30 protein-coding genes are annotated in these 25,926 nt (G+C 38.6%); 25 read left to right on the forward strand and 5 right to left on the reverse strand.

The annotated features are described in order from the left end of the window. Window positions 1–52: 52 nt before the first annotated feature. From miaA to ACNO7B_RS08485, 8 genes are all read left to right on the forward strand, one after another. Window positions 53–1,003 (forward strand): tRNA (adenosine(37)-N6)-dimethylallyltransferase MiaA, encoded by a 951-nt coding sequence (gene miaA / locus ACNO7B_RS08450; RefSeq protein WP_017359035.1) that lies wholly within the window; start codon window positions 53–55, stop codon window positions 1,001–1,003. Window positions 1,004–1,028: 25 nt separating this feature from the next. Continuing rightward, window positions 1,029–1,250 carry an RNA chaperone Hfq gene (gene hfq, locus ACNO7B_RS08455; RefSeq protein WP_003211269.1) on the forward strand — a complete coding sequence of 74 codons (222 nt, stop codon included), beginning with the start codon at window positions 1,029–1,031 and terminating at the stop codon, window positions 1,248–1,250. A 161-nt stretch (window positions 1,251–1,411) separates the two neighbouring features. After that, window positions 1,412–1,744 (forward strand): YmzC family protein, encoded by a 333-nt coding sequence (locus ACNO7B_RS08460; protein WP_035391989.1) that lies wholly within the window; start codon window positions 1,412–1,414, stop codon window positions 1,742–1,744. Between the two features lie 79 nt (window positions 1,745–1,823). Beyond that, window positions 1,824–2,036, forward strand: a complete 213-nt coding sequence (locus ACNO7B_RS08465) for a hypothetical protein (protein ID WP_099496523.1) — start codon at window positions 1,824–1,826, stop codon at window positions 2,034–2,036. A 265-nt stretch (window positions 2,037–2,301) separates the two neighbouring features. Next, a complete protein-coding gene (gene nrdI, locus ACNO7B_RS08470) occupies window positions 2,302–2,694 on the forward strand; it encodes a class Ib ribonucleoside-diphosphate reductase assembly flavoprotein NrdI (protein ID WP_017359034.1) in 393 nt (130 codons plus the stop codon). Then, window positions 2,654–4,756 (forward strand): class 1b ribonucleoside-diphosphate reductase subunit alpha, encoded by a 2,103-nt coding sequence (gene nrdE, locus ACNO7B_RS08475; RefSeq protein WP_019743850.1) that lies wholly within the window; start codon window positions 2,654–2,656, stop codon window positions 4,754–4,756. Before nrdI ends, nrdE begins: the two co-directional genes overlap by 41 nt. Window positions 4,757–4,773: 17 nt before the next feature. Then, window positions 4,774–5,754, forward strand: coding sequence for a class 1b ribonucleoside-diphosphate reductase subunit beta (nrdF, locus tag ACNO7B_RS08480; protein ID WP_417901392.1), 981 nt, complete (start codon window positions 4,774–4,776; stop codon window positions 5,752–5,754). 84 nt (window positions 5,755–5,838) lie between these two features. Further along, window positions 5,839–6,456, forward strand: coding sequence for a hypothetical protein (locus ACNO7B_RS08485; protein WP_410685274.1), 618 nt, complete (start codon window positions 5,839–5,841; stop codon window positions 6,454–6,456). A gap of 55 nt (window positions 6,457–6,511) precedes the next feature. Here the strand turns inward: ACNO7B_RS08485 and ACNO7B_RS08490 are convergent, their stop codons facing one another. After that, on the reverse strand, window positions 6,512–7,270 hold the full coding sequence (locus ACNO7B_RS08490; protein WP_008344009.1) for an N-acetylmuramoyl-L-alanine amidase: 759 nt from the start codon (window positions 7,268–7,270) through the stop codon (window positions 6,512–6,514). A gap of 320 nt (window positions 7,271–7,590) precedes the next feature. Between ACNO7B_RS08490 and spoVK the strand changes: the two genes are divergently transcribed. The 5 genes from spoVK to glnA all read left to right on the forward strand — a co-directional run bounded on the left by spoVK (window position 7,591) and on the right by glnA (window position 13,129). Beyond that, a complete protein-coding gene (spoVK, locus tag ACNO7B_RS08495; RefSeq protein ID WP_008344008.1) occupies window positions 7,591–8,550 on the forward strand; it encodes a stage V sporulation protein K in 960 nt (319 codons plus the stop codon). A gap of 120 nt (window positions 8,551–8,670) precedes the next feature. Continuing rightward, a complete protein-coding gene (gene hflX / locus ACNO7B_RS08500) occupies window positions 8,671–9,933 on the forward strand; it encodes a GTPase HflX (RefSeq protein WP_017367291.1) in 1,263 nt (420 codons plus the stop codon). 18 nt (window positions 9,934–9,951) lie between these two features. Beyond that, window positions 9,952–11,232 carry an aminotransferase class I/II-fold pyridoxal phosphate-dependent enzyme gene (locus ACNO7B_RS08505; protein ID WP_417901393.1) on the forward strand — a complete coding sequence of 427 codons (1,281 nt, stop codon included), beginning with the start codon at window positions 9,952–9,954 and terminating at the stop codon, window positions 11,230–11,232. Window positions 11,233–11,323: 91 nt separating this feature from the next. Then, entirely contained in the window at window positions 11,324–11,734 is a 411-nt protein-coding gene (locus tag ACNO7B_RS08510; protein ID WP_007499423.1) for a MerR family transcriptional regulator, read from the forward strand. A gap of 60 nt (window positions 11,735–11,794) precedes the next feature. Next, window positions 11,795–13,129 (forward strand): type I glutamate--ammonia ligase, encoded by a 1,335-nt coding sequence (glnA, locus tag ACNO7B_RS08515; protein WP_007499421.1) that lies wholly within the window; start codon window positions 11,795–11,797, stop codon window positions 13,127–13,129. A 129-nt stretch (window positions 13,130–13,258) separates the two neighbouring features. On the opposite strand, the gene ACNO7B_RS08520 is transcribed toward glnA, so the two are convergent. Both ACNO7B_RS08520 and ACNO7B_RS08525 read right to left on the reverse strand, forming a co-directional pair. Beyond that, complete coding sequence (locus tag ACNO7B_RS08520) at window positions 13,259–13,519, reverse strand: YesK family protein (protein WP_417901394.1); 261 nt, start codon at window positions 13,517–13,519, stop codon at window positions 13,259–13,261. Between the two features lie 33 nt (window positions 13,520–13,552). Beyond that, window positions 13,553–13,972, reverse strand: a complete 420-nt coding sequence (locus ACNO7B_RS08525) for a stress protein (RefSeq protein ID WP_108611282.1) — start codon at window positions 13,970–13,972, stop codon at window positions 13,553–13,555. A 191-nt stretch (window positions 13,973–14,163) separates the two neighbouring features. Here ACNO7B_RS08525 and ACNO7B_RS08530 point away from each other — a divergent pair, with 191 nt between their 5' ends. The 8 genes from ACNO7B_RS08530 to ACNO7B_RS08565 all read left to right on the forward strand — a co-directional run bounded on the left by ACNO7B_RS08530 (window position 14,164) and on the right by ACNO7B_RS08565 (window position 21,843). Further along, window positions 14,164–15,009, forward strand: a complete 846-nt coding sequence (locus ACNO7B_RS08530; RefSeq protein ID WP_417901395.1) for an SMI1/KNR4 family protein — start codon at window positions 14,164–14,166, stop codon at window positions 15,007–15,009. 405 nt (window positions 15,010–15,414) lie between these two features. Then, window positions 15,415–16,524, forward strand: a complete 1,110-nt coding sequence (locus ACNO7B_RS08535) for a RapH N-terminal domain-containing protein (RefSeq protein WP_017367296.1) — start codon at window positions 15,415–15,417, stop codon at window positions 16,522–16,524. Next, window positions 16,525–16,659, forward strand: coding sequence for a hypothetical protein (locus ACNO7B_RS08540; RefSeq protein WP_017367297.1), 135 nt, complete (start codon window positions 16,525–16,527; stop codon window positions 16,657–16,659). It abuts the gene before it with no gap. 483 nt (window positions 16,660–17,142) lie between these two features. Continuing rightward, a complete protein-coding gene (locus tag ACNO7B_RS08545) occupies window positions 17,143–17,331 on the forward strand; it encodes a hypothetical protein (protein WP_025207373.1) in 189 nt (62 codons plus the stop codon). 128 nt (window positions 17,332–17,459) lie between these two features. Further along, complete coding sequence (locus ACNO7B_RS08550; protein WP_417901396.1) at window positions 17,460–17,795, forward strand: hypothetical protein; 336 nt, start codon at window positions 17,460–17,462, stop codon at window positions 17,793–17,795. 567 nt (window positions 17,796–18,362) lie between these two features. Then, a complete protein-coding gene (locus tag ACNO7B_RS08555) occupies window positions 18,363–19,241 on the forward strand; it encodes a hypothetical protein (RefSeq protein ID WP_417901397.1) in 879 nt (292 codons plus the stop codon). 182 nt (window positions 19,242–19,423) lie between these two features. Beyond that, the gene (locus ACNO7B_RS08560) at window positions 19,424–21,349 is read left to right on the forward strand and encodes a T7SS effector LXG polymorphic toxin (protein WP_025207377.1); all 1,926 of its coding nucleotides are present in this window, start codon (window positions 19,424–19,426) and stop codon (window positions 21,347–21,349) included. A gap of 5 nt (window positions 21,350–21,354) precedes the next feature. After that, window positions 21,355–21,843: an immunity protein YezG family protein gene (locus ACNO7B_RS08565; RefSeq protein WP_048003263.1), complete on the forward strand. Its 489-nt coding sequence runs from the start codon at window positions 21,355–21,357 to the stop codon at window positions 21,841–21,843. A 69-nt stretch (window positions 21,844–21,912) separates the two neighbouring features. Here ACNO7B_RS08565 and ACNO7B_RS08570 read toward each other — a convergent pair whose 3' ends face one another. After that, window positions 21,913–22,374: a macro domain-containing protein gene (locus tag ACNO7B_RS08570; protein WP_048003262.1), complete on the reverse strand. Its 462-nt coding sequence runs from the start codon at window positions 22,372–22,374 to the stop codon at window positions 21,913–21,915. Between the two features lie 177 nt (window positions 22,375–22,551). On the opposite strand from ACNO7B_RS08570, the gene ACNO7B_RS08575 reads away from it, so the two are divergent. Continuing rightward, entirely contained in the window at window positions 22,552–22,683 is a 132-nt protein-coding gene (locus ACNO7B_RS08575; protein ID WP_262982663.1) for a hypothetical protein, read from the forward strand. Between the two features lie 57 nt (window positions 22,684–22,740). Here ACNO7B_RS08575 and ACNO7B_RS08580 read toward each other — a convergent pair whose 3' ends face one another. Continuing rightward, entirely contained in the window at window positions 22,741–23,112 is a 372-nt protein-coding gene (locus tag ACNO7B_RS08580; protein WP_035700892.1) for an iron chaperone, read from the reverse strand. A 384-nt stretch (window positions 23,113–23,496) separates the two neighbouring features. Here ACNO7B_RS08580 and ACNO7B_RS08585 point away from each other — a divergent pair, with 384 nt between their 5' ends. The 3 genes from ACNO7B_RS08585 (at window position 23,497) to ACNO7B_RS08595 (ending at window position 25,696) form a co-directional block, all read left to right on the forward strand. Next, window positions 23,497–24,150 (forward strand): CotZ-related putative spore coat protein, encoded by a 654-nt coding sequence (locus ACNO7B_RS08585; RefSeq protein ID WP_035392640.1) that lies wholly within the window; start codon window positions 23,497–23,499, stop codon window positions 24,148–24,150. 74 nt (window positions 24,151–24,224) lie between these two features. Then, on the forward strand, window positions 24,225–24,569 hold the full coding sequence (locus ACNO7B_RS08590; protein WP_008343952.1) for a DUF3992 domain-containing protein: 345 nt from the start codon (window positions 24,225–24,227) through the stop codon (window positions 24,567–24,569). Between the two features lie 44 nt (window positions 24,570–24,613). Beyond that, window positions 24,614–25,696, forward strand: a complete 1,083-nt coding sequence (locus ACNO7B_RS08595; RefSeq protein WP_417901398.1) for a BclA C-terminal domain-containing protein — start codon at window positions 24,614–24,616, stop codon at window positions 25,694–25,696. Window positions 25,697–25,926 lie beyond the last annotated feature (230 nt).

Here is a 25,926-nt window from a genome sequence, read left to right on the forward strand (position 1 = left end):
AGAAAGAGAAGTTATGCTATACTGTAGGCAGTTTGTAAAAGAGAGTGATGTTATGAAAAAACAACCAGTGATTGTATTAGTAGGTCCGACGGCTGTCGGAAAAACAAAGCTGAGCATTGATATAGCGAAAGCATTTAATGGAGAAATTATCAGCGGGGATTCCATGCAGATCTATAAAGGGATGGATATTGGCACAGCGAAAATCACCCCTGAAGAAATGAATGGCGTTCCGCACCATTTAATCGATATTAAACAACCGGATGAATCGTTTTCTACAGCTGAATTTCAGCAGCTTGTCCGCTTAAAAATCAAAGAGATTGCTGCGAGAGGAAAAACGCCCATGATTGTTGGTGGAACTGGGCTATATATTCAGTCTGTTTTATATGATTACACGTTTACTGATGAGAAAAGTGATCCTGCTTTTAGAGAAGAGATGACGCTGTTTAAGCAGCAGCATGGACCGATCAAGCTGTATGAAAAGCTAAAAGAAGCCGATCCTGACGCTGCAAAAGCGATTCATCCGAATAACGTCCGCCGCGTGATCAGGGCGCTTGAAATCATCCATACAACAGGTCAGAAAATGTCTGATATGCAAAACGGGCATCAAGAAGTTCCTCTGTATGACACTGCCTTCATTGGGCTGAAAATGGACCGAGAGCTTTTGTACGAGCGCATTCATCAAAGAATTGATATGATGTTAGATGAAGGCTTAATTGAAGAAGTGAGCGCACTTTATCAATCTGGTTTGAAAGATTGTCAGTCTGTTCAAGCGATTGGTTATAAAGAGTTGTATGCCTATTTTCAAGGCAACTGCTCACTTGATGAAGCCATCCAGCAATTAAAACAAAATTCCCGAAGATATGCGAAGCGTCAGTTTACGTGGTTCCGTAATAAAATGGATGTCACCTGGTTTGATATGACACCACCTTGCCACTTTTCGGACAAAAAAGAGGAAATTTTCGCATATATAGCAGGAAAGCTTGGACTTAAAGCGAAACTGTAGTTATCAGAATCAAGGAGGACGAAACATGAAACCGATTAATATTCAGGACCAATTTTTGAATCAGATCCGCAAAGACAATACATTTGTCACAGTATTTTTACTGAATGGCTTTCAGCTTCGCGGTCAAGTAAAGGGATTTGACAATTTCACGGTGCTGCTTGAGACAGAAGGGAAGCAGCAGCTTATTTATAAACATGCGATTTCAACATTTGCTCCTCAAAAAAATGTAAATCTTGAATTAGAATAAACACCCGTTTTCACCAATAGCCCCATGCAGCTGCGAATAAACCGGCCGAAACCCGCTACGTTTTTTGTCAGTGCAGAGGGGCTATTTTGTATGCCATGAAACTTTTCTGTCCAAGTTGCGTATAAATCCTTATTGGACATTTAAAAGGTGAGGGGATTTATATGGAAAATGCAGAGCTTGAATTGAGAAGGATTCGAGTGATCCTTCTTTTGATTGGAATCGTTGTCTTATTTGGATCATGCGCCATCTCGAACATCGAAACGAGACAAGAAAGTTGGCATAACCATTCTAGTGAGCATGATGGGAGCCATGTTGATGGTCTTTTACCATCATCTGTTGCGCTAAAAAATAATCACATTGCTGTTGTGAAAGATGATGAAGTACATGTATACCGGTTTGATGAAAAAGAAGGAGAGCTGACGCTCATTACGACAAAGTACATAGATGAATGGGATGAAGATGATGGTGATAGTGAAGACTTTGATGAAGAGTAAGCACGTAAATTTACAAATGAATGTGAAGTCGCTACACTATAAACATGCATCAGACATCTAGACAGAAAAGGATGAGTTCATGACACACAAAATTATAATTAATCATTGGGAACAAACTTGTGAAGATGACTCCTGTTTCGAATATGGAACAAGCGTTTCTGTAAACGGGAAAGAGTTAGTAAGAGAAGCCTCGATCGTCTCTGCGCTTGAAGCGGTGCTCAAAGAATTAGGTGTTGAAGTGGAAATAACAGAAGTGTCAGAAGATTTACAGTGCGATGCCTACAAAAAATAAAACAAAAAGTCTAGTCTACTAAGCGATTTTTTTTCGTGTTATGATAGATTTCGGTTTCAGTTGAATAGGGAGTAGGGCAGTCTATTTTTAGAACCTGCTCTGCTCTATTTATTTGAACGTACGAGTTCGGCTATGAATGTTCGGCCGGGTTGGTTGATTTTTTTCGTTTCGAGTATCTATATGTTGTGTTTTGAAAAAACATAGTATACTATATATAGTGAATAACGAAATGATCAACAATACTAAAAACTAGGTCGTGATGGAATTGATTCAAATCGTATTTGATTCAAAAACAGGAAATGTTCAACGCTTTTTGGACAAGACCCCTTTTACAGACAAACGAAAATTGACTGGAGAAGAGTTTTTGGATACGCCGTTTATTCTCGTCACCTTTACGACAGGATTTGGACAAGTCCCTGGTACCACTCAGTCATTTTTAGAGAAAAATGCGCACCTTTTACTAGGTGTAGCGGTGAGTGGGAACAAAGTGTGGGGAGATAACTTTGCCAAAAGCGCCGATACGATTTCTAAACAATATCAAGTTCCTATTTTGCACACCTTTGAACTAAGCGGAACAAAAAGGGATGTTGAATTGTTTACACAGGAGGTAGAAAGAATTGTCACAAAATCAGGTTCCAAAGTGGATACAATTAAATAACGAGATTATGATTCAAAAAGAAGGAAAGTTTCAGTTCGACAAGGACAAAGAAGCTGTACATAGTTATTTCGTAGATTATATTAATCAAAACACGGTCTTCTTTCATAATCTAGAAGAGAAGATTGATTACTTAATAGAAAACGACTACTATGAGGAAGAATTTTTAAGACAATACAGCATGTCAGATATTAAAGAAGTATTTGAAGCTGCATATGCCAAGAAATTTAGATTCCCATCATTTATGAGTGCGTTTAAGTTTTACAATGACTATGCACTGAAAACAAATGACAAAAAGAAAATCCTTGAACGCTATGAAGACCGCATTTCAGTTGTGGCTCTTTTCTTTGCGGGCGGAGACAAAAAGAAAGCACTTGAGTTTGTGGAACTGATGATCAACCAAGAGTATCAGCCAAGTACACCAACATTCTTAAACGCAGGCCGTAAAAGACGTGGTGAGCTGGTGAGCTGCTTCTTGCTTGAAGTGAATGACTCATTAAACGATATCTCAAGAGCCATTGATATTTCCATGCAGCTGTCTAAATTAGGCGGCGGCGTTAGCTTGAACCTTTCAAAGCTTCGTGCGAAAGGTGAAGCGATCAAAGATGTTGAAAATGCGACCAAAGGTGTCGTAGGCGTCATGAAACTTCTTGATAATGCATTCCGATATGCAGATCAAATGGGACAAAGACAAGGTTCAGGCAGTGCCTACCTGAATATTTTCCACAGAGATATTAATGATTTCTTAGATACGAAAAAAATCTCTGCGGATGAAGATGTTCGTGTGAAAACACTTTCGATCGGTGTCGTCATCCCAGATAAATTTATCGAGCTTGCTAGAGAAGATAAAACAGCTTATACATTCTATCCTCATACAGTTTATAAAACTTATGGACAGCATCTTGATGAGATGGATATGGAAGAAATGTATGACGAGCTTGTAGAAAACCCGAAAGTCAAAAAAGAAAAAGTCAATCCAAGAAAACTTCTTGAAAAATTAGCTGTTCTGCGCTCAGAATCAGGCTATCCATATATCATGTTCCAAGATAATGTGAATAGAGAGCACGCTCTGAACCATATTTCACGTGTGAAATTCTCAAACCTTTGCTCAGAAGTACTTCAAGCTTCAGAAGTCTCTTCTTACACGGACTATGATCAAGATGATGAGATCGGACTTGATATTTCTTGTAACCTTGGTTCTTTAAATATCATGAACGTGATGAAAAACAAATCCATTGAAAAAACAGTCAAGCTTGCAACGGACTCACTCACACTTGTGTCTGAAACAACAGATATCCGCAATGCACCAGCTGTTAGAAAAGCGAACAAAGCGATGAAGTCAATTGGACTTGGTGCGATGAACCTTCATGGGTATTTAGCTCAAAACCAAATCGCTTATGAAAGTGAAGAAGCAAGAGATTTCGCTAATACGTTCTTTATGATGGTGAACTATTACTCCATTAAGCGTTCAAGTGAGCTTGCAAAAGAAAAAGGGGAAACATTCCATCGTTATGAGGGCTCTGGTTATGCAACAGGTGAGTACTTCAATAAATACGTAGAAAATGATTTCACTCCAAAAACAGAAAAAGCGGCTGCGCTATTTGAAGGCATGCACATTCCAACAAAAGAAGATTGGGCAGCACTCAAAGACTTTGTAGCGGAAAATGGCATGTACCATAGCTATCGATTATGTATTGCGCCAACAGGTTCTATTTCGTATGTTCAATCGGCAACAGCTTCTGTAATGCCAATTATGGAACGTATCGAAGAAAGAACATACGGAAACAGCAAAACGTATTATCCAATGCCAGGACTTTCAGCACAAAACTGGTTCTTCTATAAAGAAGCATACGATATGGACATGTTTAAAGTAGTCGATATGATCGCAACCATTCAGCAGCACGTCGATCAAGGAATTAGCTTTACATTATTCCTAAAAGATACGATGACAACGCGTGACTTAAACCGCATCGATCTTTATGCACACCATAAAGGCATTAAGACACTTTATTATGCAAGAACGAAGGATACAGGGCAGGAAGGCTGTCTTTCTTGTGTTGTTTGATTAAAGGAGAGTTTAACGTGACAAAAATTTATGATGCAGCCAACTGGTCAAAACACGAAGATGATTTTACACAAATGTTTTACAACCAAAACGTCAAGCAATTCTGGCTTCCAGAAGAGATTTCCTTAAACGGGGATCTCTTAACATGGAAATATTTAGGTGAAGAAGAGCGGGATACGTACATGAAGGTACTGGCTGGACTGACGTTACTTGATACAGAACAAGGAAATACAGGAATGCCGATAGTGGCTGAACATGTGGACGGTCATCAGCGTAAAGCCGTGTTAAACTTTATGGCCATGATGGAAAATGCCGTGCATGCAAAATCATACTCAAATATCTTCATGACGCTTGCACCGACTGAAACGATTAGTGAAGTATTTGAATGGGTCAAGAAAAATAAATTCTTGCAAAAGAAAGCAGATATGATTGTAGGTCTGTACCGTTCCATTCAAAAGGATGACCCGATTTCCTTATTTAAAGCAATGGTTGCTTCAGTGTATTTAGAAAGCTTCCTATTCTATAGCGGCTTTTACTACCCGCTATATTTCTACGGTCAAGGAAAGCTCATGCAAAGTGGTGAAATCATTAACTTGATTTTGCGCGATGAAGCGATTCACGGTGTGTATGTTGGATTGTTAGCACAAGAAATTTACAACAAGCAAACACCTGACGTGCAAAAAGAGCTTTATGATTTCTCTATCGATCTGCTTAATGCGCTTTATGAAAATGAACTTCATTACACTGAGGATATTTATGACCAAGTCAATTTATCGCATGATGTGAAAAAGTTCATTCGTTACAATGCCAATAAAGCGTTAATGAACCTTGGATTTGCCCCTTACTTTGAAGAAGAAGAGATCAACCCAATTGTATTGAACGGACTCAATACAAAAACAAAGTCACATGACTTCTTCTCAATGAAAGGGAACGGCTACAAAAAGGCAACAGTTGAGCCGTTAAAAGATGACGACTTCTTCTTTGGAGATGAATCATAAGGAAAGCGTAAAAGTCAAAACGCATCACTCGTTTTGGCTTTTTGCCATTTCTAACAATGTGTTACATACTGGAGGTTACCGAACATGGGAAAAATGGACGAAATCATTTTAGTTGCACCTCGCGCACGCGTGTTCCAAAACGAAACACTTGCGTTTAATGGTGTGAATAGTGAAAAGAAAACAATCAACACCATTATGAAAGAAATTGAAGAGCACTTCGAGCAAATGCGAAGAGGCGATGCTGAAGAAAATCCTGACTTTAAGCAGCCAATTCCATATGTTGTCATTAAGCGTGAGGACGAAGTGTATGTATATGAAAGACTTCAAGGTGGGGGAGAGACTCGCTTACATCATAAGTTATCTCTTGGCTTTGGCGGTCATATGAATTTCATTGAAGGAAAAAAATTTGCTGAAATTCTAAAAGAAAATACCGATCGTGAACTGGACGAGGAACTTTCGATTCAAGAAGAAGACAAACTTGAGATGAAAACCCTTGGTCTCATTAATGATGATGACAACAGTGTCGGCCGTGTGCACATCGGACTGTTATCAGCCCTTGAATTATCGCCAGGTGCTCATGTAGAAGTAAAAGAAACAGATCAAATCTCAGGGAAATGGATGAAAGTAACAGATTTGAAAAAGCCTGAGTACTTCGATCGTCTTGAAACATGGTCTCAATTTGTCGTGAACATTTTAGCATAATTGGATAGACAACAAACCGGCTCTAAAGATGACTTGAGCCGGTTTGTTTTTTAGATTATTGAAAAACGAATGCGTCGTGACCGGCCTGCTTTAATCGAGCGACGAGGTCATCTGCATTTTGCTTTGAACGGAAAGCGCCAGCTTGGACTCGGTACATGCCGCTATCCAGTACGACCAGCGCTTCAAATCCTTTGGATCTGAGTGTAGCTGCTAGTTCATCCGCATTGGCTTTGACCTTGAAAGCCCCTGCTTGCACTTTATATAGGTTACTTGCTTTTTTTTTCAATTGAAGGGCTTTTTCTAATCCAGTGGCATGAGCACGAGCGATCCCTTGAAGGAAAGTAGCGTTACGGAGCTTATTTGCATCAGCTACCGTATCAATGAAACCGTTCTCAGTTAAAATGGCAGACATAGAAGTTTCCCGCAGAACGTGGAAGTTCGCCGTTTTCTTGCCGCGGTCGGCAAAATCAACGGAGCGGACAATCTCATCATGAAGGGCATTGCGATACGTGGTGGTTGGTGCTGAAACGCCAGGGTACACATAACTTTCAAAACCTGTGCCTCCGCCAGCATTAATATGAATAGACACGAAATAGTCAGCTCCCCAGCTGTTTGCCGCATTCGTACGCTGGGATAACGTGACGGATTGGTCAATTGAACGACTTAAGCGGACGGAAACCCCATCATATTCACTAATCAACATATCTCTCAGAAAAAGCGCAATTTGCAGTGTGATATTTTTCTCCAAAAGTCCATTAGCAGCAGCTCCAGAATCTGTTCCTCCGTGGCCAGGATCAATAAAAATTTTCACCATCTATTCATCACCTCGTCTTTATTTTATGAGGAAATAGAAAAATTGCCTGTACAAAATGCGGAAATCCTCGAGACTCTTTTCTGCACAATTTGTGATGAAAAAGCGCCATTTTTCTTAGAAAAAACAAATTGTTGGTTTGTCCGCCCGAAATGGATGAATACAATGGAAATAGCACATCATTTCCTGGGAAACCGCACAATCCCCTACAATAACCGGTATCTCGGGTCATTTTGACAGTAAACCGATGCTAGTGCGGGCGATTGTCACGATTACAGCTCCACCCGAATAGATTAAAGAGAGAAGAGCGAGAGGTGAATACGTTGGAGCGAGCTGTCACATATAAAAATAACGGCCAAATCAACATTATACTTAATGGACAGAAGCAAGTATTGGTTGATGCAGATTCAGAGGCAGAATACCTAGAGGCCTTGCAAAAAAATGAGGCCAAACACAGCATCTTACGAGAAATAGAACGAGAAATGAACAGCCTTGTCGGGATGGATGAAATGAAACGAAACATAAAAGAAATTTATGCTTGGATTTTTGTGAATCAAAAAAGACAAGAACAAGGATTAAAGGTAGGAAAACAAGCGCTTCATATGATGTTTAAAGGAAATCCTGGCACAGGGAAAACAACGGTTGCACGGCTTGTCGGGAAGCTTTTCTTTGAAATGAATGTTCTTTCAAAGGGGCACTTAATTGAAGCAGAACGAGGAGATCTTGTTGGAGAGTACATTGGACATACAGCTCAAAAAACAAGAGATTTGATAAAAAAATCACTAGGCGGCATTTTGTTCATCGATGAAGCCTATTCTCTTGCCCGCGGAGGAGAGAAAGATTTTGGGAAAGAAGCGATTGATACCCTTGTAAAACATATGGAGGATAAGCAGCATGAATTCATCCTCATCTTAGCTGGATACTCCAAGGAAATGGATCATTTTCTTTCTCTAAATCCTGGTCTGCAATCGAGATTTCCGATTAATATCAACTTCCCTGATTATACAGTCGATCAGCTGATGGATATTGCAAAACGAATGATGGCCGATCGGGAATATGTCTTTACCCAAGAGGCAGAATGGAAACTGCGAGACTATTTAATGCACATCAAGAGCACAACGAGTCCTGCCAAATTCAGCAACGGCCGTTTTGTGCGAAACACCATTGAAAAAGCGATTCGAACTCAGGCGATGAGGCTGCTTCTTGTGGATCATTATGATAAAAAAGACTTACTTACGATTAAAAGCCATGATCTGCAAATGAAAGAGGATACGCCTTCTTGAAATGGCGTATCCTTTTTGTAAAGAGACAAGAAATTAAACCTTCCGAATGGTGGTATACGTGTGGGGTGTTTGGTATGATGGTACTACTGAAACTTAAGTACAGAAAGGAAACAACTGACGTTGAATGAACATGAAATGATCGAAAAAGCGATCCTTGTCGGCTGTCAACTGCCGCATATAACGGATGAACGCTTTCAATATTCTATGGAAGAATTAGCTTCCTTAACCAAAACAGCTGGCGGTGAAGCTGTCAGCATCATGACGCAAAAAAGAAATAGACAAGACAGCGCGACTTACATCGGGAAAGGGAAAGTGGAAGAGCTTGAAGTGCTTTGCGAAGAGTTAGACTGTGACGTTATTATTTTTAACGACGAGCTTTCGCCTAGCCAGTTAAAAGCTTTGGCGACTGCCTTAGATGTGAAAATTATTGACCGTACGCAATTGATTCTAGACATCTTTGCCAAAAGAGCCCGTACAAGAGAGGGGAAGCTGCAAATAGAGCTTGCCCAGCTTCAGTATGCCTTGCCGAGACTAAGTGGACAAGGGATCAGCCTTTCAAGACAAGGCGGCGGAATTGGCGCAAGAGGTCCAGGTGAAACAAAACTTGAAACAGACAGACGTCATATTCGAAACCGCATACACGAAATTCACGGACAACTGTCTGCAGTCAAAGAACATCGCACGAGATACCGGGAACGACGGAAGAAAAATGGCGTATTCCAAATCGCTATTGTCGGGTACACAAATGCTGGGAAATCTACATTGTTTAACCAGTTAACAGAAGCGGATAGCCATGAAGAAGATTTGCTGTTTGCCACACTTGACCCAATGACGCGTAAAATGACACTTGAATCTGGCTACAGTGTACTGATTTCCGATACAGTTGGTTTTATTCAAGACCTTCCAACCACACTGATTGCAGCATTTCGTTCCACTCTTGAAGAAGTAAAAGAAGCAGACTATTTGCTTCATGTGATCGATTCTTCGAATGAGGATTATGAAGGGCATGAACGAACAGTTCATAAGCTTTTAGAAGAATTAGAAGCTGACCGTATTCCGATGCTGACAGTCTATAACAAAAAAGACCAAATCCGGCCGGATTTTATCCCTTCCTCAAAGCAGCGCCACATTTTAATCAGTGCTAGGCGCGAGGAAGATGTGAAGCGGTTAAAAGCGGATATCATGGCTGAACTGAAAAAAGATTTTTTAAAGCCATATCATGTAAGAATTCCGGCATATGAAGGAAAACTCATATCTGCCTTAAAGTCAGAAACCTTGGTGGAATCACTGGAATTTCAAAAGGAAGCAGAGCTTTATGACATCACTGGATTTAGTGGTGAGGAGCAAACCATATTAGGACAAATCAAGAAGTATATGTTGTAGGAAAGGAATTAAATCACGATGTTTCACAATTTAAAACATGGCACCATTTTAGAAAAAATAGCAGCAGAAGCAGAACAAGACATTTCACAAATACATCAGCAAATTGATCGAAAGAGCGAACAAAATGAGTGGCGGGTTCTTGAAAGCTACCGGAAACATAAAGTCAGCGACTCTCATTTTAACCCGACAACTGGTTATGGCTACGATGATATGGGAAGAGACACGTTAGAAAAGATCTATGCGGATGTATTTGGAGGGGAAAGCGGTCTTGTACGCCCGCAGATCATTTCTGGAACACATGCCATTTCCATCGCCTTATTCGGTGTGCTAAGACCTGGTGATGAATTAATCTACATGACGGGGAAACCTTACGATACCCTAGAAGAGATTGTCGGGATTCGCGGCAAAGAAGGGACAGGCTCATTAAAAGATTTTCAGATCGATTACAAAGCCATTGATTTGCGTCAAGATGGATCTGTCGATTTCGACAAAATCAAAGAATCTATTTCCCAAAAAACAAAAGTCATCGGGATTCAGCGTTCTAAAGGCTATGCGTCAAGACCATCCTTTACAATAGAAGAAATTGAACAAATGATTTCATTTGTGAAAGACATCAATGAGGACATCATTGTGTTTGTTGACAACTGTTATGGTGAATTTACTGAATTACAAGAGCCATGTCATGTGGGCGCAGACCTTATGGCAGGTTCTCTCATTAAAAACCCAGGCGGCGGCCTTGCGAAAACGGGTGGCTACATCGTCGGAAAAGAAAAATGGGTAGAAGCTTGCTCTTATCGAATGACATCTCCAGGCATCGGCAGTGAAGCGGGTGCATCGCTGTATGCGCTTCAGGAAATGTATCAAGGATTTTTCTTAGCACCGCATGTTGTTGCACAAAGTTTAAAAGGCGCCGTGTTTACAGCGCGTTTTCTTGAAAAACTCGGGTTCCAAACAAACCCGTCGTGGAATGCGAAAAGAACCGACTTGATTCAATCTGTAGAATTTGGAGACCCTAAAAAAATGATTGCATTTTGTCAGGCGATTCAATATGCATCACCGATTAACAGTCATGTCACACCGCATGCAAGCTATATGCCGGGATACGAGGACGATGTTATTATGGCAGCGGGCACATTTGTCCAAGGAGCCAGCATTGAATTATCAGCTGATGGTCCGATTAGACCGCCTTACACAGCCTATGTTCAGGGCGGTCTCACGTACGCCCATGTGAAAAATGCCATTTGCAGTGCTGTAGATGCCTTATTAGAGCAAGGTTTTATTGAAGTGCCTGCTCGATAAAAAAATCCATGTTAATATTCCTAACATTCCATTGACACATAATATAACATGACATATAATAAATTTAAGCAAAGAGGAGGAGACAGTTGAGATGAGTGATAACATTCGCCGCTCAATGCCTTTATTCCCAATTGGGATTGTCATGCAGCTAACAGAATTATCTGCAAGACAAATTCGCTATTATGAGGAAAATGGTTTAGTATTTCCAGCTAGAAGTGATGGGAATCGCCGATTATTTTCTTTCCATGATGTTGATAAATTACTAGAAATCAAAAACCTCATCGAACAAGGTGTAAACATGGCAGGAATCAAAAAACTTTTTGCCAAAGCTGAGGCAGAAAATCCATCGTCTGAAACAAAGACAGAGGAGAAAACCACAGCGAAGCACAACTTGACAGATGATGAACTCAGGAAGCTACTGAAGAAGGAACTCATTCAGGCTGGACGTTTCCAACAAGGAACGACCTTTAGGCAGGGGGATATGTCAAGGTTCTTCCGTTAACCAATTAGCAAAAGCATTGCTATACACATTTTACCTTTTGTAGGGGAGGAGTTTTACGAAATGGCAAAGTACACAAGAGAAGATATCGTAAAATTAGTAAATGAGGAAAACGTAAAGTACATCCGTCTGCAATTTACAGACATTCTCGGAACAATTAAAAATGTTGAGATTCCTGTGAGCCAGTTAGAAAAAGCTCTCGATAACAAATGTATGTTTGATGGTTCATCTATTGAAGGGTTTGTACGTATCGAAGAATCAGATATGTACCTATATCCAGATCTAAACACGTTTGTTATTTTCCCTTGGACAGCAGAAAAAGGTAAAGTTGCACGCTTTATTTGCGACATTTATAAGCCAGACGGAACACCATTTGATGGAGACCCTCGTAACAACTTAAAGCGTATCTTAAAGGAAATGGAAGAACTAGGATTTAGTGATTTCAACCTTGGACCTGAGCCAGAATTCTTCTTATTTAAATTAGACGAAAAAGGCGAGCCAACGCTCGAACTAAACGATAAAGGTGGATACTTTGACCTTGCACCAACAGATTTAGGTGAAAACTGCCGCCGTGACATCGTGCTTGAGCTTGAAGAAATGGGCTTTGAAATTGAAGCGTCTCACCACGAAGTAGCGCCTGGTCAGCATGAAATTGATTTCAAATATGCAGGCGCCATCCGTTCTTGTGATGACATTCAAACGTTCAAGCTTGTTGTGAAAACAATCGCTAGAAAGCACGGACTTCATGCGACATTCATGCCAAAACCATTGTTCGGTGTAAACGGATCTGGTATGCACTGTAACCTATCATTATTCAAAAATGGCAAAAACGCATTCTTTGATGAAAAAGCAGATTTACAATTAAGCGAGACGGCTAGACACTTTATCGCAGGTATTGTGAAGCACGCAACAAGCTTCACAGCGGTCACAAACCCGACGGTGAACTCTTACAAACGTCTTGTTCCTGGCTATGAAGCACCTTGCTACGTAGCATGGAGTGCACAAAACCGCAGCCCATTGATTCGTATTCCAGCATCACGCGGCATTAGCACACGTGTAGAAGTACGCAGTGTAGACCCATCTGCAAACCCATACCTTGCACTAAGCGTATTACTTGCAGCAGGTCTAGACGGAATCAAAAACAAACTAGACGCACCAGCGCCAATCGACAGAAACATCTATGTCATGGACAAAGAAGAGCGCCTTGAAAACGGCATCGCTGACTTACCTGCAACACTTGCAGAAGCACTTGAGCTGCTCAAGTCAAACGAAGTCATGATCAATGCACTAGGCGACCACTTATTCGAGCACTTCATCGAATCAAAAGAAATCGAATGGGATATGTTCCGCACCCAAGTACACCCATGGGAACGCGATCAGTATATGTCTCAGTATTAATCAAGAAACCCCTTGGAGCCATTGGCTTCAGGGGGTTTTTATTTAATTAGTTGGTCTTGTGATATTTTCATGCATATTTCACTTTTAATTAATCGAAAGAGCCACTTCTTATGCAGAAGTGGCTCTATGTTATTTATGACTAAAATAACTCAAGGTACTATTAATAATTAAAGTGATCACAGATGCAACCAGTAAAGATATACTGATTGCACCCAGTCCTAAACCTTCCCACTTTCCTACGAAAAAACTGATTAATAATAAGATAATACTGATGAAGATGAGAATTGATGGTATTCCATACTGTAAAGGTGCATTCTTTCTTTTAAAGATCAAAGAAACACTCAGTATAAAAATCGTAAGAATAACTGTTAGCAGCCAAAATGATGACATTTATTGACCTTCCTTTTTTTAAAATATATGAAATTATTTTATTTCCTCATCCATTACTTTCTTATACTTTTCAAATTCAGCATCTTTCATTTCACCGTTCATTTGTAATAAAAAGTTTCCTTTTGAATAGGTGTGAGAGAAGAACATAGATCCAGCATTGCCTAACTCATCATAATAAGATTTCGCCTGCTGTAAATCAGTTTCATTTCCAAATTTAAAAATCCTTCCACCAGCATTTTCACCTAAGGAAGGAACGAGAATTCTTTTTCCTTCTTCTCTTATATTTCCAAACTCTTTTTGTTTAAGATCAGATGGTTTTTCTGCTTCAAGCCCAGCACTTTTAAAAGCTTTAATAATATTGGCTGTCGTGAGCTGTTTTTCATTTGATGCTGCGCTACTGCAAGCTGTTAGCATCATTAAACAAATAAAAATGAATATAGATAATTTCTTCATATTGGATCCTCCTGATTTTTAGGTGCAAAGGAAATTTTACATGAAGTACCTTCTTTTTACTATCGTTTCGACAAAAATAGACAGCGTGAATGACTAAGTAACTAATATTCTTCTTTTATTTTGCCTAAATTGTTAAATATACTCAGTAAGATGGTATACTTATGTGCATATTTTACTAGGAGGCATTCATCTTGAAATCATTTTGGGAAATAGACGAGGAAGGTTACTATACGTTAAAAAAGATCAACGAAGCAGAAATAGCTAAAGCTGAAAAGAAACTTGGTATCACTTTGCCAGATACATATAAAAAGCTCATATTAGAACAAAATGGTGGTTATACCATTCATAATGCTTTTCCAACCACTCACTCTAATTCATGGGCCGAGGATCATATTCAATTTAATCACCTGCTGGGAATTGCTGAAGATGAAGGAATTATGGATAGTGCCTATTTGATAAAAGAGTGGGAGCTGCCAGAAGGGCTTGTCTTAATTAACGGGGATGGTCACACTTGGGTAACGATGGATTATCGAAAAACGAAAGAGAATCCTGCAATTCATTATTTTGATGGTGAGATGGAAGAAGACTTTAAGTTAGCAGATTCCTTTGATGAATTCATTGAGGGGCTTTATACAGTTGAGTACAGTGTTGACGAGGAAGTAGCAGAGGGTGAATACGAAGAAGAAGAAGAGGAATATATAACTAAAGCAGAACTTGAAGCGATCTTAGAGAAAGAAGCACCTGATCCAGTCGATATTCATCAAATTACTAAATATCCGTTACAAGATTTAGAAGAAGTAGAGTGGTTCTTTAAAAGAATAAAAAGCTATATTGAATCTGTTAAAGATGAAGACGTTCTTTATGAAGTAGCTGCAAGCATTGACACAATCCTTATATTAAGAGTAGATACAATGCCAAGTAACGATATTATAAAAAAGACATTATTTGAAATTGTAGTCATTTTTGAAAAAACTGAAATTCCTCAGATAACTGTAACAGCTGGAAATTTCGCTGTTAATATTGATTTTTTAGATTAAGTCAAAATTAGAGCATGTAGAGTATACTGTATAGGATGAATTTTCAAAGAGTGAATGAGAGCGGATGTTTAATTATCTGTTTTGTTTTGATTTCATTATAATATAATTTAGATTGACCCCTTCATGAACCTGGCTGAAACTCAGTCAGGTCTTTTTATATCAATTTCAAAACAATATTTTGTGAATTTCTTTTTAAAAAATGAAGGTGGTCAATCTAAAAGAAATAAGTATCAAGTCCTTTCTGGCTACTCTCTCTTTTAACCAACTCTTATAATTGCATACCATTCAATTATTATCATATTTGCGGGATACCGAAAATTTCTATTATGAGCAGATTCACTTTACATATGTTGTAAAATGCGTGTTAGAATTATACTAGGGATTTGTTTAGAAGGGGGTAAAGGAATGTCAGGATTAATTGCCTCTCAGGAGGTAGGGAACATGTTAAACACTTGGAATCTTGCGATACAAAAAGGGGATTTATCCGCAGCTATAGAAATGCAAGATGACATAGACAGGGCAATTGATTTAATGGAAGAAAATCAAGATATTCTTTTGTATTATCAACTTTTGAGCTTTAGGCTTAAGCTGAAACTTCAGAATATTAGCAGAAATTTAGATAAGCCATTCTTTCAGCGGAATGCTCCAGACGAAAAAGAAGAAAAAACAAATAAACTCATGTCATATTACTTCTACTTTTATAATGGGATCTATCATGACTACTTACAAGATTATGATAAGGCATTAAGTTACTTCAGAATAGCTGAAAAAAAGTTGGCTTATGTTGATGATGAAATAGAAAAAGCTGAATTTCATTATAAAATCGCAGTTCTATTTTATGATTTGAAAATGACCTTTTTATCAAAATATCATGCACAAATTGCGTGTGACACATTTAATGCGCATGAAACATATATCAAAAGACAGATTAACTGTAGGATGCTACATGCGTTAAACTTAATTGATCAATTTGAATATGATAAAGCAAGAGCTCTTTTTAGTGAAGCTGAGAATATGATCGAAAGTATTAATGACAATCATTTAATCATTCATCTATATTACAATATGGGTTTTCTAGAAAGCAAAAAAGAAAATTTAGAAGAAGCATCAGCACTATTTAGGCGCACGTTGAGTTATAAAGAGATCGAAAATCAAGATTTATTGAAGATGAGATGTTTATATGAACTTTCTAGAATAGAAATCTCCAGTAAAAGTAATGACGCGATTGAATGGATAGATCTAGGCATTTCTTTATCAGAACAAGTCAACCATAACGTTTTTCAAATAAAATTTAAATTGTTAAAAGAACTATTGTATGAAAAAAATCAATCTCAATTGAACAATATAAACAATCTGTGTTTAGAGCTTGAAGAGAAAAGAATATGGGTTGATTTAGAGGAAATTCTGGTTGATGTGGCGAAATATTTAGAGGGGAGAGGCTTGCTGAAACAATCATTAAATTACTATAAAAGAGCCTTACTCGCAAGCCAGTATGTAGGAAAAGGAGTGAATTAATTGAAGAAGTCGGTTTTTATTACATTGTCACTAGCTGTGTTAGCTCTAGGTACACTTTTCTTTACAAACGGTTTGACTCAACCTCTACATGAAGATGTCCAAACAGTTGCATCAAGAGGTAGCTCTGGAGGATAATTGGTTAAAAAACGATAAAGTGGATTAAAGTGTAAGGCTCCGTATGGTATTCTAGTAAAAGAATATGCCATAAAGGAGTCTTTTTTATATTAGATGCTCCATTTGCTTTGATGGCAGCGTATAGAGATACTAAAAAAATAAATGAATTAATTAAGCTTTTTGATGAGGGAACTTTCAGTGTCTGTTGGAGGGACTCCGGGTATTACCCAATTTCACTGTATATATTTATGCGAGAGCTGTATAAAGCATGGGATTCTGAAAATCCGAAAAAATGTATGAAGAATTTCAGGATGTTTTTATGAAGAAAGAGAAGAAAAGAATTTTGAGGTAAAAACAAATATAGTACATACTTTCAATTTTATTACTTAACTCCTAAATATGGAACTGACTGTAGAATGTTAAGACTGATTGTTTTATAATTTCACGGTAACATAACGTAATTAAAAGTATAAAACGTAAGTGAAAGTATATCGGAGGATTTGGATGATAAAAAAAGAAGTTTTTCAAATAGTTTTGTTTACAGTCCTTTTGGCAATTTTTCTTTATCAAGGTGTACAAAGAGATTTTCCTTTTGAATATCTGATTACCTTAGTTGTGTGCTATGTTGCTGTAATAGTTTATAGAATTATAAAAGTAATGAAATATAAAAAGGAGCAAAGTACAGTTAAGTAGTTTGAGCTATTTTTGTTTCCGTTGGTCGCAATCACTTTTTGGATCAGACGTATGAGGTCATGGCTCTTTGGCATGTTGACATTAAGAATTTTATAATGAACTAAATTTAACTTCGGAGGTGCTTTTATATGTCTATTCAAGTAGATGATGATGATGTTTTAGAGATGTGTAATATATATGCTCAAGAAACTCATCACAGAGAAGCATTGATTTTAGGAAACAGGAAGGGTCTATTGGAATTAAAAAATGTGATAGATCAGGCTTTAAAAAACGGTAGTGCTGTTGCAAATTTATACCCATCTGATTTTGAAGGGTATGAAACTTGTATTGCTCTAGTGGATGATGAAAAGCAGTTTGAGAAATTAATTACTCCTTATGTAGAGGAATATACACAAGATGATGATGCGATTGATCCAATTAATATTATTAAAGAGTACGATTCCAAAAAAGAAAAACCCTTATAATAGGGTTTTTCTTTTATTATTTAGTGGAGTATAGTTTCACCTTTTTTAGCTTTGTGTCTACTTGGAGTAAGGGGTGGAGAAAGTTCTTTCTTCACATATAGGTGTGAAAATAAATAAATGAATGAATGGTAAACAAAATATTACAGGGTAGCATTACAAGCCCAAGTGATTTGAGATGCAAAATATTAATAAGTGTCTTAATGATTGCTATCATAATTTGATGAAGTTTGAACGTGAAAGTAATCTATGTGAGTACTGCCTACCAAGTGTAGACTATAAGAGCAACTTTGCTAAATCATTTTTGAAAGGTCTTAAAAAATATGATATCGTTGAGAAAAAATTGTTGGGGGATTTATATGAAAAGCACATTATACATGTTGTTAGGAGCCATCATTTTAACATATTTTACTTTGATTTTACCTTTTTCAAAAATATACAACAGTGGACTGTTTGAAGTATTGTCTTTTTGGTTAATTCTAATCTTTGTATTTTCTTATAATAAAAACCATACTTGAGATATTTACGGTTTTTTCTTTATATGGTAGTGTGTGGGCGGAGGTGTTTGGTATGAAAATCAGGTTCATACTCATTTTACTAGCTTTCGTATTCTCATTGACAATGTTTGGGGGTATTTCAAGTGCAAAAAGTAAGGAAACTAAAGATAATACAAGCCAAGAACATTCAGTCAAACTTGAAGTTGTCAAGTCTACTACATATTATAATTCACTAGATGGAGAAAGAATTGAATATAATTCTGAGAATGAAAAGCGGATTGCAAAAACAAAATTAGAGGACATAAAGAATTATAAAAAGCTCACAGGAAAAAGTATTTCATACGAAGATGTAGGGTTGAAAGATAATGGTGATTTAGGAGAATCTGATAAAATACATACCTTATCATCTTTACCGCCAACCGATCCGGCAACAAATAGCAAACTGCTTGTTTCTCAACAAGTTTTTTATAAAGGTACATCTGGAACTAATTATAAATATCAATATCATTCTTATGCCGAATGGTTTAAAAAGCCTGTTAACCATAAGAAAGATGCGTTTGCAGTAGCTTGGGATACATCTGCAGTCCCATTATCAGGTACTTTTGAGGGGTATTGGCAGCAACAAAAGGCCGTTGCTGACGGTAAAGGTGGCCTCACACATGTAACAGAAGATAAACAACTATCAGCTGATACAGACTCATACAAAAATTATGGTCATGGAGTTATTCTTTCACCTGGCTATGGAGATACTCAATTTATAACGATGGATAGAGATGTACTCGTTCCAACGTCTAAAAAAGGAGATCCTGCAAATATTATCATAAAATATCATCACACTTATGCAACAATAAATGGTATTTCCATTAGTGTTGGCCCAGCTTCAATAAGTTTTAGCGATAGTTGGGGAGATGATTTAGTTACAGAATATAGCTTTGTATATGGAGATAGATAAGAGAAGAGTGAAGCCCTTCTCTTTATTAGGATTGCTTATTAATTCCTATTAATAACAGGATCTCATAAATAAGTATGTTCAAATCCTTCAAAATTGGTTAAAAAACGATAAAGTGGATTAAAGTGTCAAGCTCCTTATGGTATTCTAGTAAAAGAATATGCCATAAAAGGAGTCTTTTTTATATGAAAATATTAGATGCTCCATCTTTACTATCAGCTGTAGAACAGAGATCAAAGGCCTATCATGAGCTTCAAGAAGAAATGAAACTTGTGAAAAAAGCATTAAAAAGTGTGTCGGGCTTAGGTGATGAATTTACTGGAAAAGGTGCAGACAATATCAAATCTTTTTATGAGGATCTTGCGCTGTACACAGACACATATCTTGATTTTATCGATATGCAGAAAGCTTTTTTAGATGGGGTGAAAGGAAAGCTTGATGATGAATCATTAGGCGGGAGTACTTTTATTGATGAGCACTTTTTAGACACTCAATTGAAACAAGGGATTCAGAACAATAAAGATATGGTCAAAGAACAAAAAGAGGCACTTTCCACTATTTTTGATGATATTAGTGATTTAATTGAATTACATACTTTTTCAAGTAAAGAGGTCAATGAACATTTAGACGATGCGAACAAAAAAAGAAAAGTGACCATTGAAGTTTTACATCAAATAGACAATGATTTAAAAACGGAATACGCAAAGTCAGAAGCGGTTGAGAACCACCTCAACACTTTTTATGCAAAGATGATGGCTGCTACTGGAAAAGGAAAGAATGCTCAGCCAATGTATTATGATGCAAAAGCATTTCATGAGACAGATGTGTACAAGAACCATGATCAGATTGATGCTCAAGTGAAAGCCTATTTAAAGGTGAAAAAAGAAGAACAAGAAAAACGAAGAATCAGAGAATTGAAAGAAAAGCTCAATGATCCTTCGTGTCTATCAGAAGCGAAATACTTTGAGATTGTAGATGAGATCGGTTATGAGAATCTCACATATGATCAAAAAATGTATTACAGTCAGCTTCTCCAAATCAAAGCACAGGAAGAAGCATCGGAGGTGTTCATTGATAGTGTAAAAGGTGCTGCAGTGGGTCTATATGATGTGGCAAAAGATACAGTGACCGGAATCTATGATCTTGTCACTGATCCTGGTGGGGCTGTGGAATCAGTCGTAACGGCTGTTTCTCATCCAATTGAAACGTCGAAAGCGATTGGAAAGTCGATTTCAGACTCATTCCAAAAAGAAGTCATAAATGGTGACGCGTATTCACGGTCACACTGGTTCGCCTATGCGACTGGTTCTCTTGCAGAAATTGTCTTTGGTTCTAAAGGGGCAGGAGCCATCACAAAAACAGGGACAACAGCGGCCAAAACAACAGTGAAGAAAGGCCTTGAACAAGGAGCAAAATCATTAAATAGAGTCTCTATTCCGAATCTATTGCCATATTCACCAAAGTTTCAACTAGCAGGTGGAGGGAAACTCCCTTATAACGTGTTTGACGGAGAAAATCTCAAAAATAAACTCCTCTCCATGGCAAAGCGTCTAGACAACAACTCAGGATACGGTATCTCTCAGACAGGCAGAAGATTACCAGCACCCAAATCACCACCGACCCTTGTCAGTTACGGAGAGCACTATGTGCGATGGAAACGCAAAAAGGTATTAAAACCGAATGTCGTTTATTCAACAAAGCAAGGTTACACCTACACAACAGATCACTATGGCCGCATTGTCAAAGTCGAAGCAAGTGATTTAAAATATGGAGAGGTCAAAAGAAACCAATATGCTCAATCCAATTCAGGTAAGCCGGATCGATTGCTGGATGATGATGGTGGTCATTTAATTGCGACTATTTTCAAAGGTTCTGGTGATATTGATAATCTGGTGCCGATGAATTCGCAGATTAATCGTAGTGGCGGGAAATGGTATGAGATGGAACAGAAATGGAGAAAAGCATTAGCATCTGATCCCCCAAAGCGTGTAGAAGTTATAATTGAGCCGAAATATTTAAATGATTCAATTAGACCCTCTGAGTTTGGTGTGTTTTATAGCATAGAAGGAAAAGAAAAGTATCTAATTATTGAAAATAAAATCGGAGGGTGAATAATATGGAAAACATAACAATAGATTCTATCTATCAAAAAATAGCTGAACTTATTCATGATAACATTCCAGTTGAATGGGAAAAAATACGAATGTATACGGAAGTGGTCAAACACGAAGCAGAAATAATTTTTTACTTTAGAAAAAAGGGTGATAAGGAGTTTATTTACGGGCACAATATACCTAAATTATTTAATATCAGTAGATCAATATATATGGATTTTTTAGTTGAATTAACACGATTATTTAGACAGTTAAAAACATTTTATGAAAAAAATAATTATGGTTCATGGACTAATCTCACGCTTGAGATGGAGCATTCAGGTAAATTCTCGATTGAATATGGGTATGAAGATATTTTCTCATTAGGTATTGATGGTGATCAAAGAATAGCTGTTTGGGAATACGAAACGTTCGGATTTCTACCTGAAGATGAGGAAGATAAAGAAGCTGTGCTAAATTATTTGAAAAATAAAGAAGAAAATAACAAATAGTAAATGACCCTCCAAATAAATGAAGGAGGGTTTTTGTAATACTTGTTTCATAAGAATTTATCGCTCTACTTATTTAAACTGATAAACCGTCACTTCACACTCACCAAGAACCTCTTCCATCATCTCTCGAACAATCGTCCAATCGCCGCCTGCCAAGCCGCAGCCGATCCCATAAGGAATGGCGATAGAATGAAGGGGATTCTCTTCATTTAGATTTGTCACTGTCTGTTTTAGATGTTCAAAGCAGCTGCGTAATGCGTCGTCATCTGTTTGTTTTGTTTTTCTTCCGTATCCAACTTGGGCGAATAAGTTGGCAATGGTTTTTCCGTCGCTCGTTGTGATGAACTGGACAGAGCTTAATAAATCATCTCCTTGTTCTGCACATAACCGTTTATAGTCTTTATACACATTTGGATATTTGCTTTTGATCTGCTTTGCTAACCCTGCTCCCATGACACCCTTACAGTTCACCTGATGACAGATGATGTCTTCTTTTGCCTCTAAGATGTTGCCTTCTACCGTTTTAATCATTTTAAGTCATCCCTTTTTGATAAAATAGAAACTTATGTTCTATTATAGCAGTTTTGATGACGTTATTTCATTGCAAAATGCACTTGGACTTTTAAAAATAAGTAGGTCAGAGTGTCAAAAACAGTGCATGCCATCTAAAAGAGTCAAAGATAAAGAACAAACAGTCAGGAGAGCCTTGTGGATAAAATAGAAACAAATCGGTTAATTCTTAGACGGTTTATTGGCCGCTATCACAAAAGGGCGTTAGCCTGCTTCTGTCAAGGCTATGAATGGGTGGAGCAGAAATGGACAGGAGAGAGAACCAAATAAAATGTAAGTCCACGAAAAAACACCCCAATCTGTTATGAAAACAGATCGGGGTGTTTATTATTTTCGCCAAAATGTGGAACAATCTGCTTTGTCTTCAATGTTAAATTCGATGATTTTTTTTAGGAGAGGGTAGTCAATCGGTAAGCTTTCCTTCATCCGAAACATCTTTTTTCCATGGTCATAACCAGCTTGTACAATATCTGTTGAAAAGTGATCAATCCCTTTTCCTTCTGGCGCAACAGAAATGTGGTGTTTTGCGACGCTAAATCCGATAATAAATGTGCCATGATCTGTGAACATGGGCTGATTCCAAGCAATTCTTGGCTCTAATTGAGGGAATGTGTCTGAAATCCATTGTAAGATGTCTTGTGTGCGCTGTTTCAGCTCTGGATGACCGATATTGCTTACATATTCTTCAAAAACCTGCATTGTTTTCATCCTCCATATTCATCAAGCCTCAGACGGGATTCGAACCCGCACTCCTTTCGTAAGCATAGGCTAGGGGGCAACACGCTTCCCTACGGAATTTCACCGACAGGAGTTTCACCTGTCTCAGCTCATTTGCTTTTCGGTGCTTCTGAAACCCTTGCCTTGCGACCCGCTAGCTACAATTGTTTTACGGCGCTCTTCCCTTCTAGAGCTACTGAGGCACGGAAGTTCTTGTTCATATTATATAGAGAAACTTGAAAAATGAAAAGCTATGCTCATCATCTAATCCAATCGCACAAAATAGTCAAAGGCACATATGATAAAAAACCATATAGTTATGTATACAGCATGGAATTGGGCTGATTGAAAGTGACAAACCTGTTGATGAGTAAACTAAAAGAGATAAACAATCAAACAAAATTAGAAGGCTTTACTCACAAACGTTCGATGAGTTCTCCCTTTTTGCTCACCATGGAAGATGGGGAACCTTTTTATTCATGGGTGTTTTTTGAAAGAAGTGTGTTTAAGACTTGCTATTTTTCTTTGAGCTCTATCAATGAAAAGCAGAATTGTGTGCTGTTGGAACTTCTTGTACCGTGCTGCAATAGATCAACATGCTGTCAAAAAGTTTTGTATCGATCCAGTTCGAAAATTCTTGTAGATCTTTCTTTTTTATGTGGAATGATTGAAGTAGAGCTTCCTGTATATGATGCGCTTATTTTAAAGAATATAGAATCTCACCACATCTTTCTTTGTTTTTCCACAACGCCCAGTTCGGTGGAAGTATGGCGGAATGGAACAAAATTTCTCAATACGGCAACTGTTGTGTTGCATCATCAAGATCATCAGGATGTACCAGTCGCAATTAGGATTCAAACTGGTACATTTTGTTATGATCTTCTTGTCCAAAAAGGAGAAAGTCGTGCGATTACTGTGAAAGATGTGAAATTTATCTTGAAATCTCCATCAACTGAAAGTGTGCAAGCACGATTAGACATGCAAATCAACATGGTGCAAAGAAGAAAAATAAAGCTTTGAAGCTGTGATAATCGCACAATCTTCAAAGGTCAATGGATCATAGTCTATCAAGACTAGGTTGAAGGAGGGTTAAAATGGCTATTTTAGGCGGATGTAGTAATGAACAAGCGGGCTTTGTAAATGATGCAGTATGCTTCACACTTGATTTAGCAGCAGCAGCTGATGCAGTTGTCGTCTGGACAGATGGAACACCTTATGTCATAAACGGAACCATCATGGTGGAAAACAATGGGATTGTGGCTGTAGCACCTACCGTGGCTTTAGAGGTAAACGGTACAGCTGTTCCTGATTTCACGGTACCGCCAGGAGAGAGTCGATCCATTACGCTCAGTGATCTGAACTCGATTGGGATTTTAGCTACTGGTGGAACCTCGACTGGAAGTATTGTCGTTTCGTTTTCTCTCAATTATCAGTATTAGTGTGTATGTCTTGAAGATTCCACAGTTTGAAAGTAGTGTGAGACATGTGCGCCCAACTTAATATGTGTGGAGGAATAACTGGTCCAACGGGAGCCACGGGTCCAACAGGAATAACCGGCTCAACGGGAGTAACCGGTCCAACCGGCCCGACTGGAGCCACGGGTTCAACGGGAATAACTGGTCCAACGGGAGCCACGGGTTCAACAGGAATAACTGGTCCAACAGGAATAACCGGCTCAACGGGAGTAACCGGTCCAACCGGCCCGACTGGAGCCACGGGTTCAACGGGAGTAACTGGCCCAACCGGAGCCACGGGTTCAACGGGAGTAACTGGCCCAACCGGAGCCACGGGTTCAACGGGAGTAACTGGCCCAACGGGAGTCACGGGTTCAACAGGAGTAACTGGCCCAACTGGTGCAACGGGCTCAACAGGAGTAACTGGTCCAACGGGAGCCACGGGTCCAACAGGAATAACCGGCTCAACCGGAGCCACGGGCTCAACGGGAGTAACTGGTCCAACGGGAGCCACGGGTTCAACAGGAGTAACTGGTCCAACGGGAGCCACGGGTTCAACAGGAGTAACCGGCCCAACCGGAGCCACGGGTTCAACAGGAGTAACCGGCCCGACTGGAGCCACGGGTTCAACGGGAGTAACTGGCCCAACGGGATCGACGGGTCCAACCGGAGTAACCGGTGACACAGGTCCAACCGGTACTAGTTTTACAACTAACTCGATGTACGCATCCAATACGTCGGGAAGTACGGTGCTGGTTGTTTTAGGCGGAACGGCAGTGACGCTGCCTAATAACCAAAGTTTAGATGGATTTACCGTAAGTGGTGGTAATACGGTGTTTACTGTACCTGTTTCAGGGCGATATTTTATCACGTATCAAGTAAATACAAGCGCTGCACTTCTGGCAGGAACAAGGGTGATTAACAACGGAACACCCATAGCAGGGTCTATTTTAACACCTGCTTTATCTACATCTACCTACAATGTATCTCTCATTACAACACTTGCAGCAGGGAATCAAATTTCTCTTCAAATATTCGGTTTAGTCGCAACCGTAGTATTACTTGGCGGGGGATCTGTTGGAGCGGCATTAACCATTATCAGATTGGAATAAATCCAAAAAGCCCAATAAGGGCTTTTTTTTCAATTCAACCGTGTCCTTTAATAGAAAAAAGACGGAATTTTTAGTGTAAACATCATTGACTAGGAGAAAGAAACGCAATAACAAAGGAATCGGTTATTGAAGATTCAAGTGATTCATATTAAAATGATGTCAAATGGACGAATTAGCAATTGCTAATAGAAGTTCCATATTTAGTGAAATCATGTGGTGTAGCTGAAGGT

Origin of the sequence: Bacillus sp. AK25, from assembly GCF_048270685.1 — a bacterium.
Lineage (GTDB): Bacteria > Bacillota > Bacilli > Bacillales > Bacillaceae > Bacillus > Bacillus altitudinis.